Origin of the sequence: Zhihengliuella sp. ISTPL4 (genome assembly GCF_002848265.1) — a bacterium.
Lineage (GTDB): Bacteria > Actinomycetota > Actinomycetes > Actinomycetales > Microbacteriaceae > Microbacterium.
On sequence record NZ_CP025422.1, the window covers coordinates 215,639 to 230,106 of the forward strand.

Genomic DNA, 14,468 nt, shown 5'->3' on the forward strand with positions numbered 1-14,468 from the left:
CGTCCCCTCAGCCGGCCAGAGCCGCCTGACGGAGGGCCACGGCGTCGCGGACGGCGGGGAAGAGCGGGTGCTCGGGATCGAGACCGGTGGTGCGGACGGTGAAGTCGCCCGCATCCTCGGTGCGCAGCAGGGTCTGCAGCTCGACCGACTGCTCATCGGCGCCATCGTCGAACTCCAGCGCCGCAGCGACGGCCGCCACGAGCGCGTCGGTCGGCAGCCCGTGCTCGGCCGCCATGGCGGCGGGGCCGATGAAGCGCTCGTGCCGGGAGATCTTCCGCAGCGGCTGCCGGCCCACGCGCTGCACGGTGTCCACGAGCGCAGGGTTGCGGAACCGCTCCAGGATGGTCGCGCGGTACTGCGCGAGGTCCGCGGGGTCGAGCCCGTGCTCGACGACCAGCACCGCCGAGGTCTCCTCGAGGGCGGCCGACACCTGCGCGGCGATCGCCTCGTCCGCGAGGGCGTCCGAGATCCGCTCGATGCCCGCACGCGCGCCGAAGTACGCGGTGGCGGCGTGACCGGTGTTCACCGTGAAGAGCTTGCGCTCGATGTACGGCGCGAGGTCGTCGACGAAATGGGCGCCGGGGATGCGCGGCGGGGTGTCGCCGAACGGTCGGGCCTCGATCGCCCACTCGAAGTACGGCTCCACCGTGACGTCGATGCCGCCGCCCTCCGGCTGCGCCGGCACGATGCGGTCGACGGCGGTGTTCGCGAACACCGCACGCGCGAGCAGCGTGTCGGCCTCCGGGCCTGCCGCCGCGACGATCTCCTGCCGCAGTTGATCGGTGGCGCCGATGGCGTTCTCGCACGCCATCACCTGCAGCGGCGCGGCATCGGGCGAGCGCAGGGCGAGCCCGGCGACGATCGATGGGGCGACGAACCGCAGCACGGTCGGGCCGACGGCGGTCGTGACGACGTCGGCCGTCGCCACCTCCGCCGCGACCACGGCGGGGTCCGTGCGGCTGTTCACCGCACGGAACCCGGAGACGACGTGGTCGGTCCCTCCGGGGCCGGCTTCGTGCACGGTGTACGAGCCCGCCCGGTCGATCGCCTCCACGAGCGCGTCGGCGACGTCGCTGAACACGACCTCGTAGCCGCCCTCGTGCAGGAGCAAGCCGACGAAACCGCGCCCGATGTTGCCCGCCCCGAAGTGGACCGCCTTCATCCCTCGTTCACCTCCGAGAGGAGAGCGAACAGCTCGTCCGGCGTGGCCGCGGCCGCCAGCCGGGCGACGTCGTCCTCCTCCGAGAAGAGGATCGCGATGCGGGACAGGATGTCGAGGTGCTCGTCGCCCACGCCGGCGATGCCGATCACGAACCGCGCCTGCTCGCCGTCCCAGTCGACGCCGCCGTCGTAGCGGACGACGGAGAGGGCCGAGGCGAGGATGGCGTCCTTCGCCTCGTTCGTGCCGTGCGGGATGGCCAGGCCGTTGCCCATGTACGTCGACACGGTCTCCTCGCGCTGGCGCATCGCGTCGACGTACGCCGGGGTCACCGCACCGGCGGCGACGAGGATGTCCGTCGCCTCCTGGAGCGCGTCGTCCCGCGACGCGCCTCCCGGGTGGATGCGGACCTGCTCGGCAGTGAGAACGCTCATTCTTCGTCCTTTCGCTGTTCCTTGACCATCTCGACGACCTCGTCGTACTTCGGCGAGTTCATGAAGTTGTCCACCGAGACGTGCAGGGAGTCCGGCGACTTCGCCGTGGCCCGGTCGGTCAGCTGCTGCTGTGTGATGACCACGTCGGCGGTGCCGTCGAGGTTGGCGATGGCGGCGTTCGTGACGGTGATGTCCTCGATACCGGCCTTCTTCAGCTTGTTGCGCAGCACGCTGGCGCCCATGGCCGAGGAGCCCATTCCGGCGTCGCACGCGAACACGATCGTCTCGATCGGCGCGGCGGCGGTCGCAGTGGCGGCGGGAGCCGGCGTGGTCTCCGGAGCCGTCGTCGCGGTCGAGGTCCGCAGGGCGTCCATCGCGGCCGACGACTTGCCCTTGTTCGCCTCGGTCTGCGCGATCGCGGCGCCGAACGTGTCGCCCTCGGCGGCGAGGTCACGCTTCCGGGAGGCGCGCAGGATGACGCCCGTGATGAGGAAGGTCACGGTCGCCGCGATGATGACGGACAGATACACGACCAGCAGGTTGGCGACGCCGGGACCCACGGCGGCGGCGGTCACCGCGATGATGCTGCCCGGGGCCGCCGGGAAGGCCAGGCCGCCGCCGAGGACCATGTTCGTGGTGACGCCGGCCGCTCCACCCGCGATGAGCGCGAGGATCGTGGTCGGCTTGCTGAGCGCGTACGGGAAGTAGATCTCGTGGATGCCGCCGAAGAACTGGATGATGGCGGCGCCGGGAGCGGAGGCCTTCGCGGCGCCCACCCCGAAGAAGGTGAACGCGAGCAGCAGGCCGAGGCCGGGACCGGGGTTCGCCTCGATGAGGAAGAGGATCGACTTGCCCGTCTCCGTGGCCTGCTCGATGCCCAACGGGGTGAACACACCGTGGTTGATGGCGTTGTTGAGGAACAGCACCTTGGCCGGCTCGACGATGATCGACACGAGCGGCAGGAGGTTGAGCGTCACGAGCCAGTCGACGGCCGCCCCCAGCGCGGCGCTGATGCCGAGCATGACCGGACCGAAGGCGAAGAACCCGACGATGGCGAGGATCATGCCCAGGATGCCGGCGGAGAAGTTGTTGACGAGCATCTCGAAGCCGGGGCGGATCTTGCCGTCCCAGAGCTTGTCGACCTGTTTCATGATCCAGGCGGCGATCGGGCCCATGATCATCGCGCCGAGGAACATCGGGATGTTCGTCCCGACGATCACGCCGACGGTCGCGATCGTGGCGACCACGCCACCGCGCTCGCCGTAGACCATGCGTCCGGCCGTGTTCGCGATGAGGAGGGGCAGCAGGTAGGTGACCATCGGGCCGACCAGGCCCACGTAGGCCAGGATGTTGCCGTCCGCGCCCTCGGCGACCGCGGTCATCGCGCCCTGCCAGCCGAGGACGGCGGAGTCGCCGCCGCCGCCGATGATCTCGGCGACGCCGGCCCAGTGCCAGCCGAACGGGCTCTCGGCCCCGAAGAAGCCCTTCGGGATGAAGAGCATCGTGATGAAGCCCCAGGCGATGAAGGCCGCGATGTTCGGCATGATCATGCCGGAGAGGAACGTGCCGAAACGCTGCACGCCCACGCGGAGGCCACCAGGGGCGGTGGCGGCGGGTGACGTCGTCGTCATGATGTGGTCTCTTTCTGATGAGGGGGGAGTGCCGTGGCGAGGGTCGCCGCAGCGGTACGGGCGGAGGGGGCGTCGTCCGCGGCGAGCGCGGCTTCCGCGAGGCGGACGGCGTCGTCGCGAGTGCGGCCGGCGAGCGCCTGGCGGACGTCGGCGAGGGCCGACGGCGCCATGGACAGGCTCGTCGCGCCGAGGCCGACGAGGACGACGGCGAGCAGCGGGTCGGCCGCAGCCTCACCGCAGATGCCCACCGGCTTGCCGAGGCGGGCGCCGGCCGCGCCGACCTCGCGCACCAGGCGCAGCACCGCGGGGTGCCAGGGGTCCTGGAACGACGCGACGGAACCGAGCAGCCGGTCCGCGGCCATCGTGTACTGGGTGAGGTCGTTGGTGCCGATGGATGCGAAGTCGGCGTGCGCGAGCACCCGGTCGGCGAGCAGGGCGCTGGCGGGCACCTCGACCATGACGCCGGCCGTCTTCAGCCCGTACTCGCGGGCGAGGCCGGTGAAGTACACGGTCTCCTCGACGGTGGCCACCATGGGCGCCATGACCCACAGATCGGCGTCGGTCGCGGCGTCGGCCTCGGCCAGCGCGGTCAGCTGCTCGCGGAGGATGTCCTCGCTCGCGCGGAGCGCCCGCAGACCGCGCAGCCCCAGGGCCGGATTCTCCTCGTGCGCGTCGTTGAGGAAAGCCAGGGGCTTGTCGGCCCCCGCGTCGAGCATCCGCACGACGACCTTCTTGCCGGGGAAGGCCTCCAGGAGTTCGCGGTAGGCCTCGCGCTGCTGGGCCACCGTGGGAGCCTGCGTCGCGGAGAGGAAGAGGAATTCGGTCCGGAACAGCCCGACGCCCTCGGCCCCCCGGGCGACCGCGTCGGCCGCGTCTGCGGGCTTCCCCAGGTTCGCGAGCAGCGCGACCGGCGTCCCGTCGGCGAGGGCGCCGGGAGTGAGCGGGGCGTCATCGGCGGCCCGGCGGGCGGCGGCGCGCTCGGCGGCGCGGCTGCGCTCCTCAGCGGTCGGCTCGCGGGTGATGACACCCGCGGCCGCGTCGACGATCACGGTCTCCCCGGTGGCCAGAGCGTGTCCGTCGCCGACGCCAACCACCGCCACGATGCCCTTCTCCCTGGCGAGGATCGCCGTGTGGGAGGTCGGGCCGCCGTCGGTGGTGACGAGGGCGAGCACCTGGTCGAGGTTCAGCAGCGCCGTGTCGGCGGGCGCGAGGTCACGCGCCACGAGGACGAACGGGTGCCCAGGATCGGGGACGCCGGGGGCCTCCACGCCGCGCAGCCGAGCGAGCACCCGCTGCGCGATGTCGTCGAGATCGGCGGCGCGCTCGCCGAGGTAGCCGCCGACGGCCTCGAGCGTGGCCCGGAAGCCGGCGAAGGCGTCGTGCACGGCCCACTCCGCGGTGGCGCCGGCGTCGATCCTGCTGTCGACCTCGTCCTGCAGGGTGGGGTCCTCGGCGATCATCGCCTGCGCCTCGAGCACCTCCTGCGCCGCGCCACCGGCGGCCTCGCCGCGCTGGGTCAGCTCCTGCGCCACGACGGCGACGGCCTCGCGGACCCGCGCGCGCTCGGCATCCGCCCCCGCGGTGCTCGGTGTGTTCTCGGGCGCGGGCAGCGCCTCGGTCATGCGGACGACCGGTCCCTGCGCGACGCCGAGACCGATCCCCACTCCTCGCAGCCCGCTCATCCGGCGGCGTCCTGGTCGTGGTCGGTCGTCAGCAGCTCGGTGAGCGTGTCCAGCACGCCCTCGGCGCCGTCGCCGTCTGCCGTGAGCGTCACGTAGTCGCCGTGCTCGATGGCCAGGGCGATCACCCCGAGGATGCTCGCGGCGTTGACCGGCTTGCCGGAGTCCTTGGCGATCGTGACCGCGAGGCCGGAGTCCTTCGCGGCCTGCGCGAAGATCTTGGCGGGCCGGGCGTGCAGTCCGTGCGAGGAGCCGATGCGGACGGTGCGGGTGGCGGCGGTCATGGTGTTCCTTTCGGGGCCCCGCCGGCGGCGGCGAGGGTCGACTGGGCGAGAAGAAGCGTGCGGCCGCCGTCGCGGTCGGCGAACACGTCGTCCGGCAGGACGGCGACGGGTGCGCGGGTCAGGTCGCGGATGGCGTCGAGGCGCTCACGCAGATGCGGGCCGACGAGGACGAGGTCGTGTCCGCCGGTGGGGACGGTGCTCTCGACACCGGCATCCGCATCCCAATCGAGGCCTGCCGCCGCGGCGGCGGTGCGCAGGCGCTGTGCGACGAACGTGCTCGACGCGCCGGCGCCGCAGACCACGAGAATCCTCATCGATGTCACCTTCCTGAGAACAGTCTGGGAAACACGGCCGCGGTGACACCAACACGTTCTCTTCCGCCCCCGCGGAACCCTCCTCGCCGCGCCCCGGCCGCTGGAGGCTGTCATCATGGAGAGCAGTCGGACAGTGCCGTCAGCACGGGAACTCGGAGGGATCATGTCGCGCCAGCGTCAGGACCAGCTCCTCGCCGCGCTGCTGCGCGAGGAGGGCTGGGCGACCGCGGGTACGCTGGCCGATCTCCTCGGCGTGACCCCGCGGAGCATCCGGTCCTACGTCGCGGCCCTGAACGCCCGCACGCCCGGTGCGGCGGTCGTCGAGTCCGGGCCCGCGGGCTATCGAGCGGGCCCCGGCGCGCGCGGCGCCCTGCGCGTGCGGCAGGGCGGCGACTCCGCCCCGCGCGAACGCCTGCACGCCCTCGTCCGGCTGTTGCTGGACGAGCCGGAGGGGATCGACGTCTTCGACACGGCGGACGCCCTGCACGTGAGCGAGGCGACGCTGGAAGCGGACCTGGTGCGCGTGCGCGGCCTCCTGGACGGCACCGATCTGACCCTCGAGCGCGCCCGCGAGCGGGTACGGCTCCGCGGCGACGAGGCCGCGCAGCGCCGTCTGCTCAGCCGCCTCGCCCACGACGAGATGGACGACGCCTCGTTCCATCCGGAGATCTTCCGGCGGGCCCTCTCCGGGACCGCGGTCGATGCGCAGGCGGTCGGCCCGTTCAAGTCCGCCTTGGTGGGCGAGCTCGGCGAACTCGGTTACTACGTCAACGAACTCGCGATCGCCGACGTGCTCCTGCACATCGCGATCGCCGCCGAGCGGGTGGCCGCCGGGCGTGCCCTCGACGCGCCACCGGTGGGGGCGCGACCGGAGATTCCGCGGGTGGGGGCGGTGATCGCCCGCCTCGCGTCCGAGCACTTCGCCGTGGTCCTCGGGGAAGGGGACAGCGGGCACCTCGCCTCCCTCGTCCTGACCCGGATCGTCGCCCCTGGTGGCGAGGCGGCGCAGGAACTCGCCCGCAGCGGCGTCGCCCCGGACGTGGAGGCGGCGGTCAGGGCGGAGATCGCGCGGGCTGCGGAGGACTACCGCGTCGACCTCTTCGACGAGACCTTCGTGCTCCGCCTCGCGCTGCACGTGCAGAACCTCCTGCGCCGCGCCGAGGAGAGCGCCCTCACCCGCAACCCGCTCACCCGCTCGCTGAAGACGACGTATCCGATGATCTTCGAGGTCGCGGTGTCGATCGCGAGCGGTCTGCACGACCGGCTCGGCACGCCTATCCACGACGACGAGATCGCCTACATCGCGATGCATGTCGGGGGACGGCTGGAACGGAGCCGCAAGGCGGAGTCCATCCTCACGGCGACCATCGTCTGCCCCGGCTATTACGAACTCCACGAACTCCTGCGCTCGAGTGTGGACCGCTCGCTCGGCTCCGCGATCGAGGTCACCAGCGTCGTCACGAACGTCGACCCGGACTGGGCGTCGTTCGACACCGACCTCGTGCTGAGCACGATCGAACCCGGTGCCCCCGGCGACCGCTTCGTGCGCATCCAGCCCTTCCTCACGGATGCGGACGTCGACCGCATCCAGCAGGCCGCGGGGCGCTTGCGCCGCGGGCGGCGGCTGGCGCGACTGCGGGAGGAGCTCGCGCGCTACTTCCACCCTGACGCCTTCGTGCATCCGCTCTCGGACGACGGCGAGGAGGCCATCATCCGGCGGCTCGGCGCCCCGCTCATCCGGGCGGGCCTGATCGGCGACGACTACGTGGAGAACACGATCGTGCGGGAGCGGATGTCCTCCACGGCGTTCACCGACGCGCTGGCCGTGCCGCACGCGCTGCAGATGACGGCGACCCGGACGGCGATCGCGGTCGGTGTCGCGGAGGGGTCGGCGGCCTGGGGCGACGGCCGCGTGCAGGTCGTCGCGCTGGCCGCCTTCAGCGAGAGCGACCGCGCCGCCTTCCAGACCGTGTTCGAGCAGCTCGTGGAGGTGTTCAGCGAGCGCGAGAGCGTGCAGCGGATCGTCCGGCGCAGCGCGACTTTCGAGGGCTTCCTCGACGAGCTCGTCGCCGTCATCGACGGCTGACGCTCAGGCGTCGGGGGCGAGCACCAGGGCGAGCTGCGTGAGGACGCGCTCGGCATCAGGGGCCGGTGGCGTCTCCAGGGTCACAGCGGCGCCGGGGGCGAGCGCGAGGTCCATCACCGCGAGGACGCTGCGGAGATCCACGGTCGTGCCGTCCGCTGTCCGCAGGGTGACCGGGAGCTCGTGCGCCTGCGCGAGGCGCACGAGCTCCGCGACCGGTCGTGCGTGCACGCCGTTGTGGGCGCTGACGACGACGTGACGGGCGGGCATGGTCAGGAGCGCTCGTCCAGCAGGACCCGGACGCCGCTCTCCAGCTCGGCGACGGCGGCTGCGGCCGCCTTCGCGGAATCCCCCGTGGCGTCGATGTACACCTTGAGCTTCGGCTCCGTGCCGCTCGGGCGCACGATGATCCGGGAGCCGTCCGAGAGCCGGTACCGCAACACGTCTCCGGAGGGCTGCCCCGGAGCGCTCTGCAGCAGGTCCTCGGCCGACGCGATCGAGCGCCCCGCGATCTGCGTCGGCGGGAGGGTGCGCAACGACATCATCACGGTGCCGATGAGCGACAGGTCCGCCACCCGCACCGACACCTGGGCGCTCGCGAAGTGCCCGTACGTGTCGCCGACCTCGCGGACGAGGTCGGCGAGGGTGAGCCCGCGTTCCTGCGCTTCCGCGGCGAGTCCGAGCACGGCGACCGCGGCGGAGATGCCGTCCTTGTCGCGCACGGTCTCCGGATTGACGAGGTAGCCCAGCGCCTCCTCGAACCCGAAGACGATGCCGGGGGCCCGCGAGATCCACTTGAACCCGGTGAGGGTCTCGTGGAAGTCCAGTCCGTGGTGGGCGGCGATCGCGCCGAGGCCGGGGGAGGAGACGAGCGAGCACGCGAGCGAGGCGCCGGGAGTACCCGCCGCGGCGCGCGCGGCACGGGCGCCGAGCAGCAGGCCGACCTCGTTGCCCGTGAGGCGTCGCCAGCCGTCCGCGGCGGTGTCGTCGGGGATGGCCACGGCGAGCCGATCGGCGTCCGGGTCGTTGGCGAGGATGAAGTCGGCCTTCGCCCGCCTGGCCTTCGCGAACGCGAGGTCCATCGCCCCCGGCTCCTCCGGGTTGGGGAAGGAGACGGTGCGGAAGGTCGGGTCGGGATGCAGCTGCTCGTCGACCACGACGGGCCGCGGGTAGCCCGCGGCGTCGAGGATGCGGGCGACCGTCTCCCAGCCGACCCCGTGCATCGCGGTGTAGATCCAGCGCAGCCGGCGGGCGTCGGCCGGAGCGGGGGCGACGGCCGCGGTGGCGGCGATGTAGGCCTGGACGAGGTCCTCGCCCGCAGTCTCGTACGCGGTCGACCGCGGCAGAGTCCGTACGTCCCCGCTGTCCGCGACGCGCTGGATGTGCGCGGCGATCTCGGCATCGGCGGGAGCGACGATCTGGGAACCCGCGTCGTCGCCGCCGAGATACACCTTGTAGCCGTTGTCGTCCGGCGGGTTGTGGCTCGCGGTCACCATCACGCCCGCGTCGGCATCGAGATGACGCACCGCGAAGGCGAGCACGGGGGTCGGCAGCAGGCGGGGGAGCAGGATCGCCCGCAGGCCGGCACCGGCGAACAGCTCGGCGGAGTCCTGGGCGAACACCCGCGAATTGCGGCGGCCGTCGTAGCCGATCACGACCGTGGGCGTCCCGCCACCGGCGCGCTCGCGCAGGTACGCGGCGAAGCCCGCCGCGGCCTGGGAGACGAGCACCCGGTTCATCCGGTTGCTCCCCGCCCCGAGGGCGCCGCGGAGTCCGGCCGTGCCGAACGCGAGGCGGCTGCCGAAGCGGTCGTCCAGGTCCGCCACGGCGGCCTCGTCCCCGGAGGCGGCACGGGTGACGATGCCCGCGAGCTCGTCACGGGTCTGCGGGTCGGGGTCCTGGCGCAGCCAGGCGCGGGCCTGGGCGAGCCGCTCCTCGCTCACAGGGCCTCGACCACCCGGGCCAGCAGGGCGGAGATCACCGGCTCCGCCTCACGTCCGGCCTCGATGACCTCGGCATGGCTGAGCGGGGTCTGCTGGATGCCCGCCGCGAGGTTCGTGATGAGCGAGAACCCGAGGATCTCCATGCCCGCCTCGCGCGCGGCGATCGCCTCGAGCGCGGTGGACATGCCGACGATGTGCCCGCCGATGTGCTTGGCCATCTGCACCTCGGCCGGGGTCTCGTAGTGCGGGCCGCGGAACTGCGTGTAGACGCCCTCGTCGAGCGTGGGGTCGACCGTCCGGGCGATGTCGCGCAGGCGCTTCGCGTAGAGGTCGGTGAGGTCGATGAACGTCGCGCCCTCCAGCGGGGAGTCGGCGGTGAGGTTGATGTGGTCGCTGATCAGCACGGGCTGACCGGGCTTCCAGGTCTCTCGGATGCCGCCGGCGCCGTTGGTGAGCACCATGATCTTCGCGCCCGTCGCCGCGGCGGTGCGGACGCTGTGCACGACCCGGCGCACGCCGTGGTTCTCGTAGTAGTGCGTGCGAGCGCCGATGACGAGGACGTTCTTCCCGCCCGGCGTCCGGATGCTGCGCAGGGTGCCGACGTGGCCCTCCAGGGCGGGCTTCGAGAATCCGGTGACCTCGGTCGCGGGGACGGTCGCGACGGTCTCGCCGATGAGGTCGGCCGCCTTGCCCCAGCCGCTGCCGAGCGTGAGGGCGATGTCGTGCTTCTCGACGCCGGTCAACCGTGCGATGTCGGCGGCGGCTTCGGCTGCGACCTCGAACGGGTTCGCAGAGGGGTCGTCGAGGGGGTTGCTGTGGGTTTCAGGCATGGATCCACTCTAGGAAGTGGCAGGCTCCGGTGCCAGGATTGCGGAAGAATGGAGAGCATGTCTTCCACCACTTTCGAGCGCACTCAGCGCGTCGCCGTCCTCGGCGGCGGACCCGGCGGTTACGAGGCGGCCCTGGCGGCGGCCCAGCTCGGAGCGGAGGTCACCCTCGTCGAGCGCGTCGGTGTCGGCGGATCCGCCGTGCTCACCGACGTGGTGCCCTCGAAGAGCCTCATCGCGACGGCGGATGCCGCTGTCGCCATCTCCGAGGCCAGCGACCTCGGCGTGAACTTCTACGCCAAGGGCGAGAACGGCAAGCCGCTCAAGCCGGAGATCGCCATCAACCTCGCCGCCGTGAACAAGCGCCTCGTGGCGTTGGCCGGCCAGCAGTCCGAGGACATGCGCACCACTCTCCTCGACGCGGGCGTCCGGATCCTCTCCGGTCACGGCCGGCTGGAGGGCCCGAACGCCATCGTCGTCTCCACGGGAGAGCGCGGCACCGACTTCGACCGCGTCGAGGCCGACACCATCGTCGTCGCGGTCGGCGCCTCGCCGCGCGAACTCGACTCCGCCAAGCCCGACGGCAAGCGCATCCTCACGTGGACCCAGCTCTACGACATGAAGGCGCTGCCCGAGCACCTCATCGTCGTCGGCTCGGGCGTCACCGGCGCCGAGTTCGCCTCCGCCTACATGAACCTCGGCGCGAAGGTCACGCTCGTCTCCAGCCGCGAGCAGGTGCTCCCCGGTGAGGACCAGGATGCGGCGCGGGTGCTGGAGAAGGTGTTCAAGCGGGGTGGCATGCAGGTGCTGTCGAAGTCGCGGGCCGAGAAGGTCGAGGTCGTCGGCGACGGCGTCACCGTGACCCTGTCGGACGGCCGCACGGTCGAGGGCAGCCACTGCCTCATGGCGGTCGGCTCGATCCCGAACACCGCGGGCATCGGCCTGGAGGAGGCCGGCGTCGAGCTCGACGACTCCGGTCACGTCCGGGTCAACCGCGTCGCGCGCACCTCGGTGCCGAACGTGTACGCGGTGGGCGACTGCACGAACTTCTTCCCGCTGGCCTCGGTGGCCTCGATGCAGGGCCGCACGGCGGTGTTCCACGCGCTGGGTGACATCGTCATCCCGCTCGAGCTCATCAAGATCACCTCGAACATCTTCACGGCCCCGGAGATCGCGACCGTCGGCTACGGCGTCAAGGACGTGGAAGACGGCCTCGCCGACGGCATGGTCTACAAGCTCCCGCTGGCCGCCAACCCGCGCGCGAAGATGATGGGCATCAAGGACGGCTTCGTCAAGCTCATCGCCCGCAAGGGCTCCGGCACCGTCATCGGCGGCGTGATCGTGGCGCCGAAGGCCTCGGAGCTGATCTACCCCATCGCGATCGCAGTGGAGCGTCGTCTCACCGTCGACCAGGTCTCCCGCGTGTTCGCCGCGTACCCCTCGCTCTCGAGCAGCATCACCGACGCGAGCCGCGCGATGCACCTCGTGAACATCTCCTGACCGAGACCCCGCGCAATCGCCGAGACCCCGCGCAATCGCCGAGACCCCGCGCAATCGCCGAGACCCCGGGCTGCAGACATCTGCAGCCCGGGGTCTCGGCGTGAAAGCGGGGTCTCGGGGTCAGGAGATCGTGAGGAGCTGGTGGCCGGCGGAGACCGTGGTGCCCGCGTCGGCGTCGATGTTGCCGACGACGCCGTCCTTGTGGGCCTGCAGCGGCTGCTCCATCTTCATCGCCTCGAGGACGACGACGAGGTCGCCCTTGACGACCTGTTGACCCTCCTCGACGGCGACCTTGACGACCGTGGCCTGCATCGGCGACTTCACCGCGTCACCGGAGGCCCCGGTGTTGGCGACCGTGGCGTGGCTGCGGCGCGACGGCGGGACGACCGCGGGGCGGCCGGTGGTGCCGGGAGCGACCGCGACGCGATCGGGCAGGCTGACCTCCAGGCGCTTGCCGCCGACCTCGACGACCACGGTGTGGCGGGCGTTCGTCGGCGCCGGCGCTTCGAGCTCGCCGTCCCAGGCGGGGATGTCGTTGTCGAACTCCGTCTCGATCCAGCGCGTGTACACGCCGAACGTCCCGTCCTCGGCCGTGAAGGCGGGGTCGCGGACGACCTTGCGGTGGAACGGGATGACGGTGGGCAGGCCGGCGACCTCGAACTCGTCGAGGGCGCGACGCGACCGTTCCAGGGCCTCGGCGCGGTCCTTGCCGGTCACGATGATCTTCGCGAGCAGCGAGTCGAACGCGCCGGAGACCGCGTCCCCGGCGGTGACGCCGGAGTCGAGGCGGATGCCGGGGCCGCCGAAGGTCTTGAAGACGTGGATCGGGCCGGGCTGGGGGAGGAATCCACGACCAGGGTCCTCGCCGTTGATGCGGAACTCGATGGAGTGGCCCTGCGGCTGGGGGTCGTCGTAGTCGATCGTGCCGCCGGCGGCGATGCGGAACTGCTCGCGGACGAGGTCGATGCCGGTGACCTCCTCGGACACGGGGTGCTCGACCTGGAGGCGGGTGTTCACCTCGAGGAAGGAGACCGTGCCGTCGGCGCCGATGAGGAACTCGCACGTGCCCGCACCGACGTAGCCGACCTCCTTGAGGATGGCCTTGGACGCCGAGTAGAGCTTCTCGTTCTGCTCGGGCGTGAGGAACGGGGCGGGTGCCTCTTCGACGAGCTTCTGGTGTCGACGCTGCAGCGAGCAGTCGCGGGTCGAGATGATGACGACGTTGCCCTCGGCATCGGCGAGGCACTGGGTCTCGACGTGGCGGGGCTTGTCGAGGTACTTCTCCACGAAGCACTCGCCGCGGCCGAACGCGGCGACCGCCTCGCGCGTGGCGGACTCGAACAGCTCCTCGACCTCGTCGAGCTCACGGGCGACCTTGAGGCCGCGACCGCCGCCGCCGTAGGCCGCCTTGATCGCGATCGGCAGACCGTACTCCTGCGCGAAGGCGACGACCTCGTCGGCACCGGAGACCGGGCCGGGGGTGCCGGGCGCGAGGGGCGCGCCCACCTTCTCGGCCACGTGGCGGGCGGTGACCTTGTCGCCGAGCGCCTCGATGGCCTCCGGGGAGGGGCCGATCCAGATCATCCCGGCGTCGATCACGGCGCGCGCGAACTCGGCGTTCTCCGCGAGGAACCCGTATCCCGGGTGCACGGCGTCGGCGCCGGCGCGGCGGGCGACGGAGAGGATCTTCTCGATCTGGAGGTAGGTCTCGGCGCTGGTCGCGCCACCGAGCGCATACGCCTCGTCAGCGAGGCGCACGTGCAGCGCGTCCCGATCCTGGTCGGCGTAGACGGCGACCGAGGCGATCCCGGAGTCACGAGCGGCACGGACGATGCGGACGGCGATCTCGCCGCGGTTGGCGACGAGCACCTTCGCGATTGCAGGCATGGTTGTCAGCCTAGCGAGTAGCATCCCGATACTTTTGACGACTCTCGACAAGAAAGAGGGAAAAACGTGGAGGGGAGTCTACGACCACAGATCCGTCCACCGCACTCCGAGATCGGCAGCGAGACGGCGCACGGTGGAGAGTGACATCCCCACGACGGTGGAGGGATCGCCCTCGACCCGGGTGATGAAGGCGCCGCCGAGGCTGTCCACGGTGAAGGCTCCGGCGACATGCAGCGGTTCCCCCGATGCCACGTACGCGGCGATCTCCTCATCGCTGATGTCCTCGGCGAACGTCACGGCGGCCTCCGCGACCGCTGTCGCCTCGACGGGCTCGGCGCCGGGGGAGACGCGGAACACGGAGTGCCCGGAGTGCAGCACGCCGGTGGCGCCGCGCATCTCCTGCCACCGCCGGGTGGCCTCCTCCGGGGTGTACGGCTTGCCGTACACCCGCTCCCCGAGCGCGAACATCGAGTCACCGCCGATCACGATGCCGTCGAACACGCCCTCGGCGGCCAGCCGCTCGGCGACGGCGGCGGCCTTGGCGCGGGCGAGCAGGAGCACGAGATCGGCGGGAGCGAGGGGGCCCATCCGCTCCTCGGCCGCCGCGGCGAGGGCATCCTCGTCCACCTCCGGCGACAGCGTGAGCGGTTCGATGCCGGCCTGACGCAGCAGCATGAGCCGGGCGGGGGAGGTGGAGGCGAGGCAGACGCGCATGTGCACCACCGTA

Annotated in this window: 13 protein-coding genes; 2 read left to right on the forward strand and 11 right to left on the reverse strand. The window is 71.8% G+C overall.

The features are described 5' to 3' along the window. Positions 1–7: 7 nt before the first annotated feature. The 6 genes from CYL12_RS00990 to CYL12_RS01015 are packed head-to-tail and all read right to left on the reverse strand — an operon-like array spanning position 8 to position 5,501. A complete protein-coding gene (locus CYL12_RS00990) occupies positions 8–1,162 on the reverse strand; it encodes a mannitol-1-phosphate 5-dehydrogenase (protein WP_101844721.1) in 1,155 nt (384 codons plus the stop codon). Continuing rightward, positions 1,159–1,593 carry a PTS sugar transporter subunit IIA gene (locus CYL12_RS00995; RefSeq protein ID WP_101844723.1) on the reverse strand — a complete coding sequence of 145 codons (435 nt, stop codon included), beginning with the start codon at positions 1,591–1,593 and terminating at the stop codon, positions 1,159–1,161. Before CYL12_RS00995 ends, CYL12_RS00990 begins: the two co-directional genes overlap by 4 nt. Next, positions 1,590–3,224, reverse strand: coding sequence for a PTS mannitol transporter subunit IICB (locus CYL12_RS01000; RefSeq protein WP_101844725.1), 1,635 nt, complete (start codon positions 3,222–3,224; stop codon positions 1,590–1,592). The genes CYL12_RS00995 and CYL12_RS01000 overlap by 4 nt, the downstream gene beginning before the upstream one ends. After that, positions 3,221–4,906: a phosphoenolpyruvate--protein phosphotransferase gene (gene ptsP, locus CYL12_RS01005; protein WP_101844727.1), complete on the reverse strand. Its 1,686-nt coding sequence runs from the start codon at positions 4,904–4,906 to the stop codon at positions 3,221–3,223. The genes CYL12_RS01000 and ptsP overlap by 4 nt, the downstream gene beginning before the upstream one ends. Next, complete coding sequence (locus tag CYL12_RS01010) at positions 4,903–5,187, reverse strand: HPr family phosphocarrier protein (RefSeq protein ID WP_101844729.1); 285 nt, start codon at positions 5,185–5,187, stop codon at positions 4,903–4,905. Before CYL12_RS01010 ends, ptsP begins: the two co-directional genes overlap by 4 nt. Continuing rightward, positions 5,184–5,501, reverse strand: a complete 318-nt coding sequence (locus CYL12_RS01015; RefSeq protein ID WP_101844731.1) for a PTS sugar transporter subunit IIB — start codon at positions 5,499–5,501, stop codon at positions 5,184–5,186. The genes CYL12_RS01010 and CYL12_RS01015 overlap by 4 nt, the downstream gene beginning before the upstream one ends. 163 nt (positions 5,502–5,664) lie before the next feature. Here CYL12_RS01015 and CYL12_RS01020 point away from each other — a divergent pair, with 163 nt between their 5' ends. Next, positions 5,665–7,587 (forward strand): BglG family transcription antiterminator, encoded by a 1,923-nt coding sequence (locus tag CYL12_RS01020; protein WP_101844733.1) that lies wholly within the window; start codon positions 5,665–5,667, stop codon positions 7,585–7,587. A gap of 3 nt (positions 7,588–7,590) precedes the next feature. Here the strand turns inward: CYL12_RS01020 and CYL12_RS01025 are convergent, their stop codons facing one another. Genes CYL12_RS01025 through CYL12_RS01035 form a run of 3 tightly spaced genes read right to left on the reverse strand, consistent with a single transcriptional unit; the run spans position 7,591 to position 10,357 of the window. After that, a complete protein-coding gene (locus CYL12_RS01025; RefSeq protein WP_101844735.1) occupies positions 7,591–7,854 on the reverse strand; it encodes an HPr family phosphocarrier protein in 264 nt (87 codons plus the stop codon). A 2-nt stretch (positions 7,855–7,856) separates the two neighbouring features. After that, positions 7,857–9,527, reverse strand: coding sequence for a phospho-sugar mutase (locus CYL12_RS01030; RefSeq protein WP_101844737.1), 1,671 nt, complete (start codon positions 9,525–9,527; stop codon positions 7,857–7,859). Next, positions 9,524–10,357 (reverse strand): purine-nucleoside phosphorylase, encoded by an 834-nt coding sequence (locus CYL12_RS01035; RefSeq protein ID WP_101844739.1) that lies wholly within the window; start codon positions 10,355–10,357, stop codon positions 9,524–9,526. The genes CYL12_RS01030 and CYL12_RS01035 overlap by 4 nt, the downstream gene beginning before the upstream one ends. A 48-nt stretch (positions 10,358–10,405) precedes the next feature. Between CYL12_RS01035 and CYL12_RS01040 the strand changes: the two genes are divergently transcribed. Further along, entirely contained in the window at positions 10,406–11,854 is a 1,449-nt protein-coding gene (locus CYL12_RS01040) for an NAD(P)H-quinone dehydrogenase (RefSeq protein ID WP_060923621.1), read from the forward strand. Between the two features lie 120 nt (positions 11,855–11,974). Here CYL12_RS01040 and CYL12_RS01045 read toward each other — a convergent pair whose 3' ends face one another. Further along, positions 11,975–13,741 (reverse strand): acetyl/propionyl/methylcrotonyl-CoA carboxylase subunit alpha, encoded by a 1,767-nt coding sequence (locus CYL12_RS01045; protein ID WP_101844741.1) that lies wholly within the window; start codon positions 13,739–13,741, stop codon positions 11,975–11,977. Between the two features lie 78 nt (positions 13,742–13,819). Beyond that, positions 13,820–14,455, reverse strand: a complete 636-nt coding sequence (locus tag CYL12_RS01050; RefSeq protein WP_101848620.1) for a Maf family protein — start codon at positions 14,453–14,455, stop codon at positions 13,820–13,822. Between the last annotated feature and the right edge of the window lie 13 nt (positions 14,456–14,468).